This window comes from Pseudomonas viridiflava (assembly GCF_900602065.1).
Classification (GTDB): domain Bacteria; phylum Pseudomonadota; class Gammaproteobacteria; order Pseudomonadales; family Pseudomonadaceae; genus Aquipseudomonas.
On sequence record NZ_UWFN01000288.1, the window covers coordinates 145629 to 162510 of the forward strand.

Below are 16882 nucleotides of genomic sequence, written 5' to 3' on the forward strand. Positions count from 1 at the left end.
AACGAAGACCTTTGAACCATGGCCACTATCCACGTAGACGGCAAAGCGCTCGAAGTCGATGGGGCAGACAACCTGTTACAGGCATGTCTGTCGCTAGGCCTCGACATCCCGTATTTCTGCTGGCATCCCGCCCTTGGCAGCGTTGGCGCCTGTCGCCAATGTGCGGTCAAGCAGTACACGGACGAGAACGACACCCGTGGTCGTATCGTCATGTCCTGCATGACTCCAGCCACCGATAACACCTGGATTTCCATCGAAGATGAAGAATCCAAGGCCTTCCGGGCCAGTGTCGTCGAATGGCTGATGACCAACCACCCCCACGACTGCCCGGTCTGTGAGGAAGGCGGTCACTGCCACCTGCAAGACATGACCGTGATGACTGGCCACAACGAGCGCCGTTATCGCTTCACTAAACGCACCCACCAGAACCAGGAACTCGGCCCGTTCATCGCTCACGAGATGAACCGCTGCATCGCCTGCTACCGTTGCGTACGTTTTTATAAAGATTATGCGGGCGGCACTGACCTCGGTGTGTTCGGTGCTCACGACAACGTGTACTTCGGTCGCGTTGAAGACGGCGTTCTGGAAAGCGAGTTCTCCGGCAACCTCACCGAGGTCTGCCCGACCGGTGTGTTCACCGACAAGACTCACTCCGAGCGTTACAACCGTAAGTGGGACATGCAGTTCTCGCCAAGCATCTGCCATGGCTGCTCCAGCGGTTGCAACATCAGCCCTGGCGAGCGTTACGGTGAAATCCGTCGCATCGAGAACCGCTACAACGGTTCGGTGAACCAGTATTTCCTCTGCGACCGTGGCCGTTTCGGTTATGGCTACACCAACCGCGAAGACCGCCCACGCCAGCCGCATCTGGCCGATGGCAGCAAGCTGAGCCTGGATCAGGCACTGGATAACGCTGCTGATCTGCTGCGCGGTCGCAACATCGTCGGTATCGGTTCGCCGCGTGCCAGCCTGGAAAGCAACTACGCCCTGCGCGAACTGGTGGGTGCCGAGCACTTCTATTCAGGTATCGAAGCCTCAGAGCTTGAGCGTATCCGTCTGGTCACTCAGGTGCTGAAAGACAGCCCGCTGCCGATCCCGACCCTGCGTGACATCGAAGACCACGACGCGATTTTCGTCCTTGGTGAAGACCTGACCCAGACAGCTGCTCGTCTGGCTCTGGGCCTGCGTCAAGCGGTCAAAGGCAAGGCCGAAGACATGGCTGCGGCGATGAAAGTCCAGCCATGGCTCGACGCGGCCGTAAAGAACATTGGTCAGCACGAGCTGAACCCGCTGTTCATCGCCAGCCTGGCTGAAACCAAGCTGGATGACGTTGCCGAAGAATGCGTTCACGCAGCACCGGACGATCTGGCGCGAATCGGTTTCGCCGTCGCTCACGCGCTGGATGCCAGTGCGCCAGCCGTTGAAGGCCTGGACACTGAAGCTCTGGAATTGGCACAACGCATTGCCGATGCTTTGCTGGCCGCCAAGCGTCCGTTGATCATTGCCGGTACTTCGCTGGGCTCCAAAGCGTTGATCGAAGCCGCGGCGAACATTGCCAAGGCTCTGAAACTGCGCGACAAAGCAGGCTCCATCAGCCTGATCGTGCCAGAAGCCAACAGCATGGGCCTGGCGCTGCTGGGTGGTGAGTCTGTCGACGCGGCGCTGCAAGCCGTGATCGACGGCAAGGCCGACGCCATCGTCGTGCTGGAAAACGATCTTTACACCCGCACCGATGCTGCCAAGGTCGATGCAGCCCTGAGCGCGGCGAAAGTCGTGATCGTGGCTGATCATCAGAAAACCCCGACCGGTGATCGTGCTCATCTGGTGCTGCCTGCTGCCAGTTTTGCTGAGGGCGACGGTACTCTGGTCAGTCAGGAAGGCCGCGCTCAGCGCTTCTTCCAGGTGTTCGACCCGACGTATCTGGACGCCAGCATTCTGGTTCACGAAGGCTGGCGCTGGCTGCACGCCCTGCGCGCTACCCTGCTGAACAAGCCGGTGGACTGGACATTGCTCGATCACGTGACGGCTGCTGTCGCGGCAAGCAACCCGCAACTGGCCGCCATCGTTAACGCTGCTCCGTCCGCGGCATTCCGTATCAAAGGCCTGAAGCTGGCTCGCGAACCGCTGCGTTATAGCGGCCGTACGGCTATGCGCGCCAACATCAGCGTGCACGAGCCGCGTACTTCACAAGACAACGACACCGCGTTCTCCTTCTCCATGGAAGGTTACTCGGGTTCGGTTGAACCACGTCAGCAAGTACCATTTGCCTGGTCACCGGGCTGGAACTCGCCACAAGCGTGGAACAAGTTCCAGGACGAAGTCGGCGGTCATTTGCGTGCTGGTGATCCGGGGACCCGCCTGATCGAAACCCAGGGCGATAACCTGAGCTGGTTTGCCAGCGCACCTCGCGCCTTCTCCCCTGCTCAAGGAACCTGGCAAGTGGTGCCGTTCTATCACCTGTTCGGCAGTGAAGAGAACTCTTCGAAAGCCGGCCCGGTTCAAGAACGTATTCCTGCTGCTTACGTTGCTCTGGCCAAGTCGGAAGCTGATCGCCTGGGTGTCAACGACGGTGCCCTGCTCTCCTTGAACGTTGCGGGTCAGACCCTGCGTCTACCGCTGCGTATCAACGAAGAGCTGGGCGCAGGTCTCGTGGCGTTGCCTGCCGGTCTGGCCGGTATTCCGCCAGCGATTTTCGGCAAGTCCGTTGATGGTCTGCAGGAGGCAGCGCAATGAGTTGGTTCACCCCTGATGTGATCGACGCAATCATTGCTGTCGTCAAGGCCATCGTCGTGCTGCTGGCCGTTGTGGTCTGCGGCGCGCTGCTGAGCTTTGTGGAACGTCGTCTGCTGGGCTGGTGGCAGGACCGTTACGGTCCGAACCGCGTTGGCCCGTTCGGCATGTTCCAGATTGCTGCCGACATGCTGAAAATGTTCTTCAAGGAAGACTGGACCCCGCCGTTTGCCGACAAGGTGATCTTCACCCTGGCCCCGGTAGTTGCCATGAGCGCCTTGCTGATCGCGTTCTCGATTATCCCGATCACCCCAAGCTGGGGCGTGGCGGACCTGAACATCGGTCTGCTGTTCTTCTTCGCCATGGCCGGGCTGTCGGTTTACGCCGTTCTGTTTGCCGGTTGGTCGAGTAACAACAAGTTCGCCCTGCTCGGTGCGCTACGTGCTTCGGCACAAACCGTGTCCTATGAAGTGTTCATGGGCCTGGCATTGATGGGCATCGTGGTACAGGTTGGCTCGTTCAACATGCGTGACATCGTTGAATACCAGGCGCAGAACCTGTGGTTCATCATTCCGCAGTTCTTCGGCTTCTGTACGTTCTTCATTGCTGGCGTCGCCGTGACTCACCGTCACCCGTTCGACCAGCCGGAAGCGGAACAGGAACTGGCTGACGGTTACCACATTGAATATGCAGGCATGAAGTGGGGCATGTTCTTCGTCGGCGAATACATCGGCATCATTCTGATCTCTGCATTGCTGGTAACGCTGTTCTTCGGTGGCTGGCACGGTCCGTTCGATATCCTGCCTTCGCTGTCGTTCTTCTGGTTCGCCATCAAGACTGCATTCTTCATCATGCTGTTCATCCTGCTGCGTGCATCCATCCCGCGCCCACGCTATGACCAGGTCATGGATTTCAGCTGGAAGTTCTGTCTGCCGCTGACCCTGATCAATTTGCTGGTGACCGCTGCGGTTGTGTTGTTGAACACGCCAGCCGGCTCGGTTCAGTGAGGATTTGACCCATGTTCAAATATATTGGCGACATCGTTAAGGGTACTGGTACCCAACTGCGAAGCCTGGTGATGGTATTCGGTCACGGCTTCCGCAAACGCGACACCCTGCAATACCCGGAAGAAGCGGTCTACCTGCCACCGCGCTATCGCGGTCGTATCGTGCTGACTCGCGACCCTGATGGTGAAGAGCGCTGCGTAGCCTGCAACCTGTGCGCCGTGGCTTGCCCGGTTGGTTGCATCTCGCTGCAGAAAGCCGAAACCGATGACGGCCGTTGGTATCCAGAGTTCTTCCGCATCAACTTCTCGCGTTGCATTTTCTGCGGCCTGTGCGAAGAAGCCTGCCCGACCACCGCGATCCAGCTGACACCGGATTTCGAAATGGCCGAGTTCAAGCGTCAGGATCTGGTTTACGAGAAAGAAGATCTGCTGATCTCCGGCCCCGGCAAGAACCCTGACTACAACTTCTATCGCGTCGCCGGTATGGCCGTCGCTGGCAAGCCCAAGGGCTCTGCACAGAACGAAGCCGAACCGATCAACGTCAAGAGCTTGCTGCCTTAAGGAAGTAAAGATGGAATTCGCTTTCTATTTCGCATCCGGCATCGCTGTAGTGTCCACCCTGCGGGTGATCACCAACACGAACCCGGTGCACGCCCTGCTCTACCTGATCATTTCGCTGATCGCCGTAGCGATGACTTTTTTCAGCCTTGGCGCTCCGTTCGCCGGGGTTCTGGAAGTTATCGCTTACGCGGGCGCGATCATGGTCCTGTTCGTTTTCGTGGTGATGATGCTCAACCTTGGCCCGGCCTCGGTTCAGCAGGAACGCACCTGGCTCACACCCGGTATCTGGGTCGGCCCGGTGATTCTGGGCGCCCTGCTGTTGGCTGAATTGCTGTACGTGCTGTTCGCCAACCAGACAGGCGCCGCTATCGGTCACACCACCGTCGACGCCAAGGCAGTCGGCATCAGCCTGTTCGGACCTTACTTGCTGGTAGTCGAACTGGCCTCGATGCTATTGCTGGCGGCAGCGGTGACGGCATTCCATCTGGGCCGCAACGAAGCGAAGGAGCCAAGCCAATGAATGCTATCCCTCTGGAGCACGGTCTGGCGGTTGCCGGGGTCCTGTTCGTTCTCGGCCTGGTCGGTCTGATAGTGCGCCGTAACATTCTTTTTGTGTTGATGAGCCTGGAGATCATGATGAACGCATCGGCTCTGGCGTTCGTCGTTGCCGGTAGCCGCTGGGCTCAGCCGGATGGACAGGTGATGTTCATCCTGGTGATCACCCTGGCTGCTGCCGAGGCCAGTATTGGCCTGGCGATCCTGATGCAGCTGTATCGCCGCTTCCACACTCTCGATATCGACGCTGCCAGCGAGATGCGCGGATGAACCTACTCTTTCTGACTTTCGTATTCCCCCTGATCGGTTTTCTGCTGCTGTCGTTCTCCCGTGGACGCATCTCGGAAAACCTCGCGGCACTGATCGGCGTCGGCTCTATCGGCCTGTCGGCCATCGTTACTGCCTGGGTTATCTGGCAGTTCAACGTTGCGCCGCCTGAAGGCGGTCACTACACCCAGGTGTTGTGGCGCTGGATGGCCGTAGACGGTTTCGAACCCAACTTCGCCCTGTATCTGGACGGCCTGTCCGTGACGATGCTGGGTGTCGTGGTTGGCGTCGGCTTCCTGATCCACCTGTTCGCCTCCTGGTACATGCGTGGTGAGGCCGGTTACTCGCGCTTCTTCGCGTACACCAACCTGTTTATCGCCAGCATGCTGTTTCTGGTGCTCGGCGATAACCTGTTGTTCCTGTACTTCGGCTGGGAAGGTGTAGGCCTGTGCAGTTACTTGCTGATCGGTTTCTACTACAGCAACCGCAACAACGGTAACGCGGCACTCAAAGCCTTTATCGTGACCCGTATCGGCGACGTGTTCATGGCCATCGGCCTGTTCATCCTGTTCCAGCAACTGGGTACGCTGAATATCCAGGAGTTGCTGGTGCGTGCGCCTGAGCACTTCAAGGTCGGCGACTTCTGGATCGTGCTGGCCACTCTGCTGTTGCTCGGTGGTGCCGTCGGTAAATCCGCGCAACTGCCGCTGCAAACCTGGCTGGCGGACGCGATGGCTGGCCCGACGCCGGTTTCGGCACTGATCCACGCCGCAACCATGGTGACCGCAGGTGTTTACCTGATCGCCCGAACTCACGGCCTGTTTGCTCTGGCCCCGGACATTCTGCATCTGGTAGGTATCGTCGGCGGAGTGACACTGGTTCTGGCCGGTTTCGCAGCGCTGGTACAGACCGACATCAAACGTATCCTCGCCTACTCGACCATGAGCCAGATCGGCTACATGTTCCTGGCGCTGGGCGTCGGTGCCTGGGAAGGCGCGATCTTCCACCTGATGACTCACGCCTTCTTCAAGGCGCTGCTGTTCCTCGCATCCGGTGCGGTGATCGTTGCCTGCCACCACGAGCAGAACATCTTCAAGATGGGCGGGCTGTGGAAGAAACTGCCACTGGCCTACGCCAGCTTCATCGTCGGCGGCTCGGCCCTTGCGGCCTTGCCATTGCTGACGGCGGGTTTCTACTCCAAAGACGAAATTCTTTGGGAGGCTTTCGCCAGCGGCAACAACGGTCTGCTGTATGCAGGTCTGGTCGGCGCATTCATGACTTCGCTGTACACCTTCCGCCTGATCTTCATCACCTTCCACGGTGAAGCGAAAACGGAAGCGCACGCAGGTCACGGTATTGCCCACTGGTTGCCATTGAGTGTGCTGATCGTGCTGTCGACCTTCATCGGCGCACTGATCACCCCGCCGCTGGCGGGTGTGCTGCCGCAAAGCGTCGGCCACGCCGGTGGCGATGCCAAGCACAGTCTGGAAATCGCCTCGGGTGCTATCGCTCTGGCCGGTATCCTGCTGGCTGCCTTGCTGTTCCTCGGCAAGCGCCGATTCGTCACCTCCATCGCCAACAGTGCACCGGGTCGTTTCCTGTCGGCCTGGTGGTTCGCGGCGTGGGGCTTCGATTGGGTGTACGACAAGCTGTTCGTCAAGCCGTATCTGGCTATCTGCCAGTTGCTGCGTAGCGACCCACTGGACCACACCATTGGTTTGATCCCACGTCTGGTCAAGGCAGGTCATGGCAGCATGACCCGTACCGAAACCGGTCAACTGCGCTGGTATGCCGCTTCGATCGCTGTAGGTGCCGTACTGGTACTCGGCGCCGTCGTCGTGGTTGCGGTCTGACATGAACCTTGCGAATTTGCGAAAGGAATTGAGCCCGTCATGATTCTGCCTTGGCTAATCCTGATCCCCTTTATCGGTGGCCTGCTGTGCTGGCAAGGTGAGCGCTTCGGCCCTACCCTGCCGCGCTGGATCGCGCTGCTGACCATGTCCCTCGAACTGGCCCTGGGCCTCTGGTTGTGGAGTACTGGCAACTACAGTTACGCACCAGCGCCCGGCGTCGACCCGACCTGGGCCATCGAATTCAAGCACTTGTGGATTGCCCGCTTCGGCATCAGCGTCCACCTGGCCCTCGATGGTCTTTCGTTGCTGATGATCCTGCTGACCGGCCTGCTCGGTGTGCTGTCGGTGTTGTGTTCGTGGAAAGAGATCCAGCGTAACGTTGGCTTCTTCCACCTCAACCTGATGTGGATCCTCGGTGGCGTGATTGGCGTGTTCCTGGCCATCGACCTGTTCATGTTCTTCTTCTTCTGGGAAATGATGCTGGTGCCGATGTATTTCCTCATCGCGCTCTGGGGTCACAGCTCGGCGGACGGCAAGAAGACACGAATCTACGCCGCGACCAAGTTCTTCATCTTCACTCAGGCCAGCGGCCTGATCATGTTGGTGGCGATCCTCGGTCTGGTCCTGGTCAACTTCAATCAGACCGGAGTGATCACGTTCGATTACGCCACGCTGCTGAAGACCCAACTGGCACCGGGCACCGAATACATCCTGATGCTGGGCTTCTTCATTGCCTTCGCGGTGAAGCTGCCAGTGGTGCCCTTCCACTCCTGGCTGCCGGATGCTCACGCCCAGGCGCCAACAGCGGGTTCGGTCGACCTGGCCGGTATCCTGTTGAAAACCGCTGCGTATGGTCTGCTGCGTTTTGCACTGCCGCTGTTCCCGAACGCGTCTGCCGAGTTCGCGCCTATCGCGATGATTCTGGGTCTGATCGGCATTTTCTACGGCGCTTTCCTCGCGTTCGCACAGACCGACATCAAGCGCCTGATCGCGTTTTCCAGCGTCTCGCACATGGGCTTCGTGCTGATCGGTATCTATTCCGGCAGCCAGCAAGCGCTGCAAGGCGTTGTGATTCAGATGCTTGCTCACGGTCTGTCGGCTGCCGCACTGTTTATCCTCAGCGGTCAGTTGTACGAACGTCTGCATACGCGTGACATGCGTGAAATGGGTGGTTTGTGGTCGCGTATCGCCTACCTGCCAGCGATCAGCCTGTTCTTCGCGGCGGCCTCGCTGGGTCTGCCGGGTACCGGTAACTTCGTCGGTGAGTTCCTGATCCTGCTGGGCAGCTTTGTCAGCGCGCCATGGATCACTGCAATCGCCACGTCCGGTCTGGTGTTTGGCTCTGTCTACTCGCTGATCATGATCCACCGCGCCTACTTCGGCCCGGCCAAATCCGACGAGCCTCTCAAGGGCATGGACGGACGGGAAATGATCATGGTGCTCGGTCTGGCCGTATTGCTGGTATTGGTCGGGGTTTACCCGCAGCCATTCCTCGATACGTCTGCAGCGACCATGCACGGCGTGCAGCAATGGCTCGGCACCGCCTTCACTCAACTCGCTTCGGCCCGGTAAGAGCGCTATGGACCTGACGATTCAACATTTTATTGCGCTTGCCCCACTGCTGATTACCAGCCTCACCATTGTTGTGGTGATGCTGGCGATCGCATGGCGCCGCAATCACTCGCAAACCTTCCTGCTCAGCGTGGCGGGGCTTAACCTGGCCCTGCTGTCGATCTACCCGGCACTGAAAGTCGCTCCGCTGGTAGTGACGCCACTGTTGCAGATCGACAGTTTCGCTTGCCTGTACATGGCATTGATCCTGGCCTCGACTCTGGCCTGTGTGACGATGGCACACGCCTATCTTGGCGATGGCAAAGCGGGCTACCCCGGTAATCGTGAAGAACTTTACCTGCTGATCCTGCTGGCGGCTGCTGGCGGCCTGGTATTGGTCAGCGCTCAACACCTGGCAGGCCTGTTTATCGGCCTGGAGCTGCTGTCGGTGCCGGTCTACGGTCTGGTTGCGTACGCCTTCTTCAACAAGCGCTCGCTGGAAGCCGGTATCAAATACATGGTGCTGTCGGCAGCAGGCTCCGCTTTCCTGCTGTTCGGCATGGCGCTGCTGTATGCCGAGGCCGGCACGCTGGGCTTTGATGGCATCGGTAAAGCACTGGCCGCAAGCGGTCTGCCAAGCCCGATCGCCAGTCTGGGTCTGGGGATGATGCTGGTGGGTCTGGCGTTCAAGCTGTCGCTGGTGCCGTTCCACCTGTGGACGCCGGACGTCTACGAAGGCGCACCTGCCCCGGTAGCGGCTTTCCTGGCCACCGCCAGCAAGGTTGCTGTGTTCGCAGTACTGGTGCGTCTGTTCCAGATTTCCCCCGCTGCCAGCAGCGGTGTACTGCATGACGTACTGGCGGTCATCGCCGTTGCGTCAATCATCGTCGGTAACCTGTTGGCGCTGATGCAGAACAACTTGAAGCGTCTGCTGGGTTACTCGTCCATCGCGCACTTCGGCTACCTGATGATCGCCCTGGTGGCGAGCAAAGGCATGGCGGTTGAGGCTATTGGCGTGTATCTGGCCACCTATGTGCTGACCAGCCTGGGCAGCTTCGGTGTAATCACCATGATGTCGTCGCCGTACAGCGGTCGTGATACCGATGCGATGTTCGAGTACCGTGGTCTGTTCTGGCGTCGTCCGTACCTGACGGCTGTGATGACCCTGATGATGCTGTCCCTGGCGGGCATCCCGCTGACGGCTGGCTTCATCGGCAAGTTCTACATCATCGCAACCGGTGTTGAATCGAAGCTGTGGTGGTTGATCGGTGCACTGATCATCGGTAGTGCCATCGGCGTGTTCTACTACCTGCGCGTGATGGTCACCCTGTATCTGGTGGACTCCAAACTGCCACGCCACGATGCGGCCTTCAACTGGGCGCAACGTACCGGCGGCGTGATGCTGTTGGCGATTGCCATTCTGACCTTCGTACTGGGTGTCTATCCGCAGCCGCTGCTGGATCTGGTTCAGCATGCTGGTCTGATGGGCTGATCTTTCAAGGATCAGGCATGACGCATAAAAAAACCTGCTCAGTTGAGCAGGTTTTTTTTCGCCTGAAGAATCTAGCCGGGCAAACGTACCGTCTTCTTGGCACTGACGAACAAGCCCCAGGTGGACATGAACAGCGCAGCGACCATCGGACCAATTACAAAGCCATTAAGGCCGAACACCGACATCCCACCTAACGTAGAGATCAGGATCAGGTAGTCGGGCATCTTCGTGTCTTTGCCGACCAGAACAGGCCGCAACACGTTGTCCACCAGACCGATCACAAACACGCCGAACAATGCGAGCACAACGCCCTGCCAGATCATCCCGCTCAACAGGAAATAGACCGCCACGGGCGCCCAGACGATCCCCGCCCCTACTGCTGGCAGCAGCGACAGGAAAGCCATGATGACCGCCCAGAGCAGCGCACTGGGGATGTCCAGACACCAGAAAATGAAACCGCCCAGAGCGCCTTGAGTGATCGCGACCACAATGTTGCCCTTGACCGTGGCGCGTACAACCCGCGTGAACTTCAACTGCAAACGACGCTTCTGCGGCTCAGCGAGTGGCACCGCGATACGCATCTTGCGCACCAGTTCCTGGCCATCGCGCAGGAAGAAGAACAACAGGTACAGCATGATGAAGAAGCCGACCACGAAGTCGAAGGTGCCCTGACCAAAGCTGAATGCCTGCGTTGCCAGGTACTGACTGCCCTGCATCGCGCCTTTGGCGATCTTGTCGCGCAGGCCGTTCAGGTCGCCCATGCCCAGGCGGTCCAGCCAGCCCTGGACATAGGGCGGCAACAAGCCTTTGAACTCGGCCAGATAGCTGGCGATATCGAGCTGACCGCTTTCCACGTTTTTGTACAGCGTGGCTCCTTCCTGAACCAGCAATGCACTGATGACAATCACCGGCAGAATCGCGATCACCAGACAGATGACCAAGGTGCAGAGCGACGTCAGATTACGTGTCCAGCCAAAGCGCAGCAGCAAGCGACGCTGGACCGGGGCGAAGATGATGCCGAGGATCACCGCCCAGAAAACCGCGCCGTAGAACGGCAACAGAATCCATATGAACGCGATGGTCACCAGCACCAACAGCATGATCAGGGTTTTGTATTGCAGCGTGGTTTCGTTCATGTCCTTTCCATGTCAGCAGGCAAGCAACTCGCTTGACCTGATCCTTAGTCAGCCAATCGCCGGACGAGTGCCATCATTCTGTTTTTCATGCAGAGGATGGCTCTGGAAAGGGAAGTACAGCAGAGAATGTGGCTGGCCGTAGGGTTGCAGGAAATCGCACAGGGTCGCTAACACCGTGCTGTCTGACGGCAGACATTTGATCTGTAGGAGCTGCCGAAGGCTGCGATAGCGGTGTGTCAGGGTGAATGCTTCGCAGCCTTCGGCAGCTCCTACAGGTCAATCCCTCAGATGAGTTAAACCCGGAATTGCCCAACCAGTGCGCCGAGGCGTTGGCCAAGATCGTTCAGGCTGCGTGTGGTCTGCGCGCTCTGCCGGGTTTCGTCTGCAACGGTGTCCACGGCAGAAGCAATCTGGTGCACGCTGCGGTTGATCTCCTCGGCAACAGCGGTTTGCTCTTCCGCCGCGCTGGCGATCTGCGCGTTCATGGTGTTGATCGTGGTGATCAGTTCGCCAATGGCATCCAGCGAAGACCCGGCCTGATTGGCCTGCACAGAGGTGCCATCGCCTGCCTCGCTGGAGCGACGCATGGCGTCCACAGCGGTCTGCGTACCTTTCTGCAGACGATCGATCATGCCCTGAATCTCCTGAGTACTCTGCTGAGTACGACTGGCCAGAGCGCGGACCTCATCGGCTACGACTGCGAAACCACGACCAGCCTCCCCGGCCCGGGCAGCCTCAATAGCAGCGTTGAGTGCCAGCAGGTTGGTCTGCTCAGCGATGGAGCGAATTACCCCAAGCACGCTGACAATCGAAGAGACGTCCTGCTGCAGGCTGTCCAGCGACGAGCCGCTGTTGCGAATATCTTCAACCAACGCGTGAATCAGTTTGATGCTGCCATCGACGACACGTTTGGCCGACTGGCCCTCTTCGTCCGTCTTCTGTGCAGCAACCGAGGCACCCTGGGCGCTCTTCGCGACTTCCTGAGCAGCAGCAGACATCTCGTTGATCGCAGTGGCAACCTGATCGGTCTCGTGACGTTGACGCTCCATGGCTTGCTCGGAGCGTTGCGCCTGACTGGAGACTTCGCCGACAAGGCCGGTCAGTTGCCCGGTCATTCCGGATATCTGGCTGACCAGGCTATGGATCTTGTCGACAAAGCGGTTGAAGGAACCGGCCAAGTCGCCCAGTTCGTCTTGGCTGGTCACGGTCAGGCGACGGGTCAGATCACCCTCACCGGCAGCAATGTCGTCCAGGTTGTCTTTCATCAGGCGCAGCGGGCGAAGCAAGGTGCCGGCCAGCACCACACCGATGATGCTGATCAGTACCAACACCAGCAGCGCAACACCAATGATGCTCAGCAGCATCTCTTCCAGGCGCGCGTCGACACTTTGCTGAACCGCCGCGACCTGCGCGTCGATGCCGTCGATATTCACCGCAGTACCGAACGCCAGATCCCACTTGGGCAGGTACTCGGTGTAGCCCATTTTAGGGACCAACTCTGTTTTGCCCGGCAGGGTTGAGGAGTAAAGCAGGAAGTGAGTGCCAGCCTTGGCGACAGCGACCAGTTCGGTATTGACCATGACTCCGTTCGGGTCTTTGGCATCTTTGAAGCTTTTGCCCACACCATCGGGATTGGTGGAGCGAAACAGCCGAATAACCTGGGAATCGTAGCCGAAGAAATACCCGTCTTTGCCAAAGCTGATGCTGGAAAGCAGCTTGATGACCTGAGCGCGAGGGGCATCATCGCCGGGGGCTGCAGCATCGTAAATAGGTTTGATGGTGGTCAGGGCAATCGTCACCTGATCTTTGAGCGTGGCCTTCGCCTCCTGCAAAAGACGCTCACGGGTCTCACTGACCTCTCGTTTGGCCTGCTCGCGGAGCATGATGACGGTAGTCGCGCTAATGATCAGCGCGAATATCAGCACCGGCAGAATCGCCAGCGAAAGTACTTTGGCTTTCAGGCTAATGCGCATAGAACCCCAGATATCAATTTGTTGTTTTTAAATTTTGATCTTGGTTCTGTAACGGCAATTGGGCTGAAAAGTTGAGAGGGATGTACCTTTTTAGTCAGTAAAACAGGAGCGAAACTCAGAAATCTCGATAACGTAGTTACGGACTTGGCGACTAACGCAATCGCTTGCTCAAGGGTTACTCGCCAATAGAACGGTCAGGCAGGTCGATACGCACTCGAAGTCCACCTGAGTGGCTAGCCTCAAGTTGCAGATTGCCGCCCCACGCCTGGACGATATCGCGAACGATGCCGAGGCCCAATCCGTGACCGGTAATTTGCTCATCCAGACGCGCGCCGCGGCTGAAGACCTCCTCGCGCATAGCCTCTGGTATACCGGGTCCATCGTCTTCTACTACGAGACAAAAGCTGGTTTCCTGCCGGGTAATGATCAGCAGTACATCGCTATCAGCCCATTTGCAGGCGTTATCCAGCAAGTTACCCAATAGCTCCAGAATATCTTCACGATCCCACGGCAGAGACAACCCCGGCGGGACCTGCATCTCAAGGTTTAGATGCTCACCGTGGATCATGCGTAAGGTAGCGAACAGTCCACTCAACTCGGCGTCGCAGTCAAAATGCGCACCGGGCAGCGCATCACCCGACAGCCGCGCGCGATTCAACTCGCGCGCAAGGCGCTGCTGAATTTGCTCAAGCTGTTCACGGAGAATATTGCGCAGCTCTGGATGGGCATCAAACTGGGGACTGGCGATAGCGCTGAAGAGGACAGCCAGCGGAGTTTTCAGCGCGTGACCAAGATTGCCGAGAGCGTTGCGTGAGCGCCTCAAGCTGTCTTCGGTATGCTCCAATAGATGATTGATTTGCGAAACGAGGGGTTCCAGCTCTACGGGTACCTGCTCATCAAGCTGGGAGCGCTTGCCCTGTTGAAGCTGAACCAGCTGTTCACGGGCACGATCCAGTGGACGCAAGGCCCGGCGAACCGTAACCCGCTGCAATGCCAGAATCAGCAACAGAGCGGCCACGCCCAGACCGAGACCAATCTGCTGTACCCGAAGAAAACTTGCCCTGACAGGCGTGTAGTCCTGAGCGATGGTGATTGAGATGTCCTGACCAAATTTACGGTAATCGGCTTTGTACAACAGCAAGGATTGCCCGGTCTGGCCTAACTCGTAACTGGAGTGTAGCCCGCTTGAACCGGGATCCGGAATCTCCAGATCCCATAACGATCTTGAGCGCCAGTGGCCTTCAGGAAAATCAATGCGAAAGTAATGCCCGGAATACGGCCGCTGATAGGCCGGTGACAGGCGATGTTCGTCCAGTTGCACGCCACCTTTGCCCCGGACCAGAGCAACCAGCAAGCTTTCGCTTTCATTGCGCAGCCCGGCTTCCAGATAGCGCTGCAAGCCCAGTTCAAACAGCCATAGGCTGGTTTGCGCCAGAACTACGCATACCAGCACCATCACACTGATAAGCCCCAGACTCAGGCGTCGCTGTATAGACTTCAAGCAGCAGGCTCTCCACCAAACCGATAGCCCTGGCCCCTTCGAGTCTCGACAACGGCTTTACCCAGCTTGCGTCGGAGGTGATTCACATGCACTTCAATAACGTTGGAATCACGCTCGTTTTCCCCATCGTAGAGGTGCTCGGCCAGATGGCTTTTTGAAAGGATTTGCTCCGGGTGCAGCATGAAGTAACGCAGCAACCTGAATTCAGCGGAAGTCAGCTGGATATCAACACCATCCTGATTAACACATTGCCTACCCTCGTCCAGGTGCAAACCTGCGGACTCAAGTCGTGGCTGGTTGGCCAGCCCTTTGGAGCGACGTAGTAGAGCTTGAATGCGCAGTTGCAATTCTTCCGGGTGAAATGGCTTGGTCAGGTAATCGTCAGCCCCGGCCTTGAGTCCTTCGATACGCTCGGACCAGGAGCCTCGTGCCGTCAGCACAAGAACCGGAGTCGCCAATCCGGCTGTACGCCATTGCTCCAATACCTCAAGGCCCGGAAGCCCAGGCAAGCCGAGGTCGAGAATAATCAAATCGTAAGGTTCGGTTACCCCTTGGTGTACAGCGTCACGACCGTCCGCAAGCCAATCAACAGCGTAGCCCTGCCTGCCCAGCCCCGCGAGTAACTCATCAGCAAGCGGAACATGGTCCTCTACCAATAACAGCCGCATCAGTCTTCCTCATCCTTCAATAATCGACTGTCCCGAGCGTCATACTTCAACTCGCGAACGACCCCTTCCGAGGTCAGAATCTCAAACTCATAGACGTACACGCCATGCTTCTCTTCAAGTTCAGCCTCAAGCAGTTTGGCACCGGGGTGTCGAGCCAAAGCCATCTCCATTAACTGCTCAAGAGGAAGAATTGTGCCTAGCTGACGCAAGCTCAGCGCTTCATCCTGATCCAGGTCCCTTGCCTGCACAGTGACGCACACCAGCACTAGGCAGAGAAGAGTGCCACGACGTTTATGTAAGTTCATTATCGGTCCTGATGGTCCTTGAGCACTTTCCCGGTTGCTGCATCAACATCCACGTCCCATTCAATGCCTTGAGTGTCTGTAAGCTCAACCTGATAAATATGTTTACCGTATTTTTCATCAAGCTCGGTATCGTTGATGGTTGCCCCAGGGTGTCGGGCTAATGCAGCGGCATCGAGCTGCCCTGAACGTTGAATAATGCCAGCGGCGCGCAATGTAGCAGCTTCGTCGGCAGAGATGTCACGAGCGCTGACTACACCACTGGTCAACATCAGTAAGGCAGAGGCGAAAAGTGCAGTCAGGCGGTTCACAATCAATCTCCGTTGAAAATGTTTATTTCCTACTGACTCAGGATAAACAACCGAACTTAACTCAAGCTGAATCTGTCTGGCTAGATGCCATCAGTGCAAACGATCTGACTGCTTTTAGCGCAAAGGCCAAACCATTACTGATAAACTCCTGACCTGTATGCGTCGCCGCGACGATCGCCATTTTTAGAGTTGAAGATTGTGGAAATTTTTAAAGAATTTACGTTTGAGTCGGCCCACTTCCTACCTCATGTTCCAGAGGGTCATAAATGTGGACGGCTGCACGGCCATTCCTTCCGCATCGCTATCCACCTTGAAGGCGAGGTCGATCCCCATATCGGCTGGATCCGTGATTTCTCAGAAATCAAAGCGATCTTCAAGCCCTTGTATGAAAGACTCGATCACCACTACCTGAATGACATTCCAGGACTGGAAAATCCTACCAGCGAAAACCTCGCCAAATGGATCTTTGCTGAGCTCAAGCCGCTGCTGCCAGAACTGTCCGCTATTCGCATCCATGAGACCTGCACAAGCGGATGCATCTATCGCGGTGAATAGTCGCTGATACTGAAAAAGCCCTTCTTGTTCGCAAGAAGGGCTTTTTTGTGTCTGACCGGCAGTAAACGGATGGCGGCTTTGCATCTGGGATGCGAATTGATTCGCAAGGGGGCGGTACATCCATCGCTTGTGTATTGCCTGCCATACAGCTTTCCCGAATGAATTCGGTCCTGCCTGGTAGCGGTGAACCGGTAGGAGCTGCCGAAGGCTGCGAGGCGGTGTGTCAGACAGAACGCGGAGTCGCCTATTGCGGGCAAGCGCGCACCTACAGCTAATCCTTTTTTCTTCGCGCATAAACAAAACCCCTGAACGCGTAAGCGATCAGGGGTTCTGGAATTTAATCTTGACGATGACCTACTCTCACATGGGGAAACCCCACACTACCATCGGCGATACATCGTTTCACTACTGAGTTCGGGAT

15 protein-coding genes, 1 rRNA gene and 1 pseudogene are annotated in these 16882 nt (G+C 57.5%); 9 read left to right on the top strand and 8 right to left on the bottom strand.

The genetic code is table 11. The annotated features are described in order from the left end of the window. Positions 1 to 18: 18 nt before the first annotated feature. From nuoG to nuoN, 8 genes are read left to right on the top strand one after another with little or no spacing between them, the layout of a single operon-like run. Positions 19 to 2733 carry an NADH-quinone oxidoreductase subunit NuoG gene (gene nuoG / locus EE949_RS22155; RefSeq protein WP_122666266.1) on the top strand — a complete coding sequence of 905 codons (2715 nt, stop codon included), beginning with the start codon at positions 19 to 21 and terminating at the stop codon, positions 2731 to 2733. Next, positions 2730 to 3737, top strand: coding sequence for an NADH-quinone oxidoreductase subunit NuoH (gene nuoH / locus EE949_RS22160; protein WP_095097525.1), 1008 nt, complete (start codon positions 2730 to 2732; stop codon positions 3735 to 3737). Before nuoG ends, nuoH begins: the two co-directional genes overlap by 4 nt. 11 nt (positions 3738 to 3748) lie before the next feature. Further along, positions 3749 to 4297, top strand: coding sequence for an NADH-quinone oxidoreductase subunit NuoI (nuoI, locus tag EE949_RS22165; protein WP_017123831.1), 549 nt, complete (start codon positions 3749 to 3751; stop codon positions 4295 to 4297). 10 nt (positions 4298 to 4307) lie between these two features. Continuing rightward, a complete protein-coding gene (gene nuoJ / locus EE949_RS22170) occupies positions 4308 to 4817 on the top strand; it encodes an NADH-quinone oxidoreductase subunit J (protein ID WP_027899391.1) in 510 nt (169 codons plus the stop codon). After that, complete coding sequence (gene nuoK / locus EE949_RS22175) at positions 4814 to 5122, top strand: NADH-quinone oxidoreductase subunit NuoK (RefSeq protein WP_027899390.1); 309 nt, start codon at positions 4814 to 4816, stop codon at positions 5120 to 5122. Before nuoJ ends, nuoK begins: the two co-directional genes overlap by 4 nt. After that, positions 5119 to 6972 carry an NADH-quinone oxidoreductase subunit L gene (nuoL, locus tag EE949_RS22180; RefSeq protein WP_122666267.1) on the top strand — a complete coding sequence of 618 codons (1854 nt, stop codon included), beginning with the start codon at positions 5119 to 5121 and terminating at the stop codon, positions 6970 to 6972. Before nuoK ends, nuoL begins: the two co-directional genes overlap by 4 nt. Before the next feature lie 39 nt (positions 6973 to 7011). Next, the gene (gene nuoM, locus EE949_RS22185) at positions 7012 to 8544 is read left to right on the top strand and encodes an NADH-quinone oxidoreductase subunit M (protein WP_099271223.1); all 1533 of its coding nucleotides are present in this window, start codon (positions 7012 to 7014) and stop codon (positions 8542 to 8544) included. Positions 8545 to 8551: 7 nt separating this feature from the next. Beyond that, entirely contained in the window at positions 8552 to 10015 is a 1464-nt protein-coding gene (nuoN, locus tag EE949_RS22190) for an NADH-quinone oxidoreductase subunit NuoN (protein WP_122666268.1), read from the top strand. A 71-nt stretch (positions 10016 to 10086) separates the two neighbouring features. On the opposite strand, the gene EE949_RS22195 is transcribed toward nuoN, so the two are convergent. The 7 genes and pseudogenes from EE949_RS22195 to EE949_RS22220 form a co-directional block, all read right to left on the bottom strand. Next, the gene (locus EE949_RS22195; RefSeq protein WP_122666269.1) at positions 10087 to 11151 is read right to left on the bottom strand and encodes an AI-2E family transporter; all 1065 of its coding nucleotides are present in this window, start codon (positions 11149 to 11151) and stop codon (positions 10087 to 10089) included. A 293-nt stretch (positions 11152 to 11444) separates the two neighbouring features. Further along, positions 11445 to 12266: a methyl-accepting chemotaxis protein gene (locus EE949_RS30335; RefSeq protein WP_430735932.1), complete on the bottom strand. Its 822-nt coding sequence runs from the start codon at positions 12264 to 12266 to the stop codon at positions 11445 to 11447. Positions 12267 to 12302: 36 nt separating this feature from the next. Continuing rightward, a pseudogene (locus tag EE949_RS30340) lies at positions 12303 to 13124 on the bottom strand (cache domain-containing protein); the annotation flags it as partial. Positions 13125 to 13299: 175 nt separating this feature from the next. Further along, the gene (locus EE949_RS22205) at positions 13300 to 14625 is read right to left on the bottom strand and encodes a sensor histidine kinase (RefSeq protein ID WP_122666271.1); all 1326 of its coding nucleotides are present in this window, start codon (positions 14623 to 14625) and stop codon (positions 13300 to 13302) included. Then, positions 14622 to 15293, bottom strand: coding sequence for a response regulator transcription factor (locus EE949_RS22210; RefSeq protein ID WP_122666272.1), 672 nt, complete (start codon positions 15291 to 15293; stop codon positions 14622 to 14624). Before EE949_RS22210 ends, EE949_RS22205 begins: the two co-directional genes overlap by 4 nt. Next, complete coding sequence (locus EE949_RS22215; RefSeq protein ID WP_122666273.1) at positions 15293 to 15598, bottom strand: PepSY domain-containing protein; 306 nt, start codon at positions 15596 to 15598, stop codon at positions 15293 to 15295. Before EE949_RS22215 ends, EE949_RS22210 begins: the two co-directional genes overlap by 1 nt. Next, entirely contained in the window at positions 15598 to 15906 is a 309-nt protein-coding gene (locus EE949_RS22220; protein ID WP_122666274.1) for a PepSY domain-containing protein, read from the bottom strand. The genes EE949_RS22215 and EE949_RS22220 overlap by 1 nt, the downstream gene beginning before the upstream one ends. 198 nt (positions 15907 to 16104) lie before the next feature. Here EE949_RS22220 and queD point away from each other — a divergent pair, with 198 nt between their 5' ends. Then, positions 16105 to 16461, top strand: coding sequence for a 6-carboxytetrahydropterin synthase QueD (gene queD, locus EE949_RS22225; RefSeq protein ID WP_080238016.1), 357 nt, complete (start codon positions 16105 to 16107; stop codon positions 16459 to 16461). A 341-nt stretch (positions 16462 to 16802) separates the two neighbouring features. On the opposite strand, the gene rrf is transcribed toward queD, so the two are convergent. After that, positions 16803 to 16882, bottom strand: a 5S ribosomal RNA gene (gene rrf, locus EE949_RS30345); the annotation flags it as partial.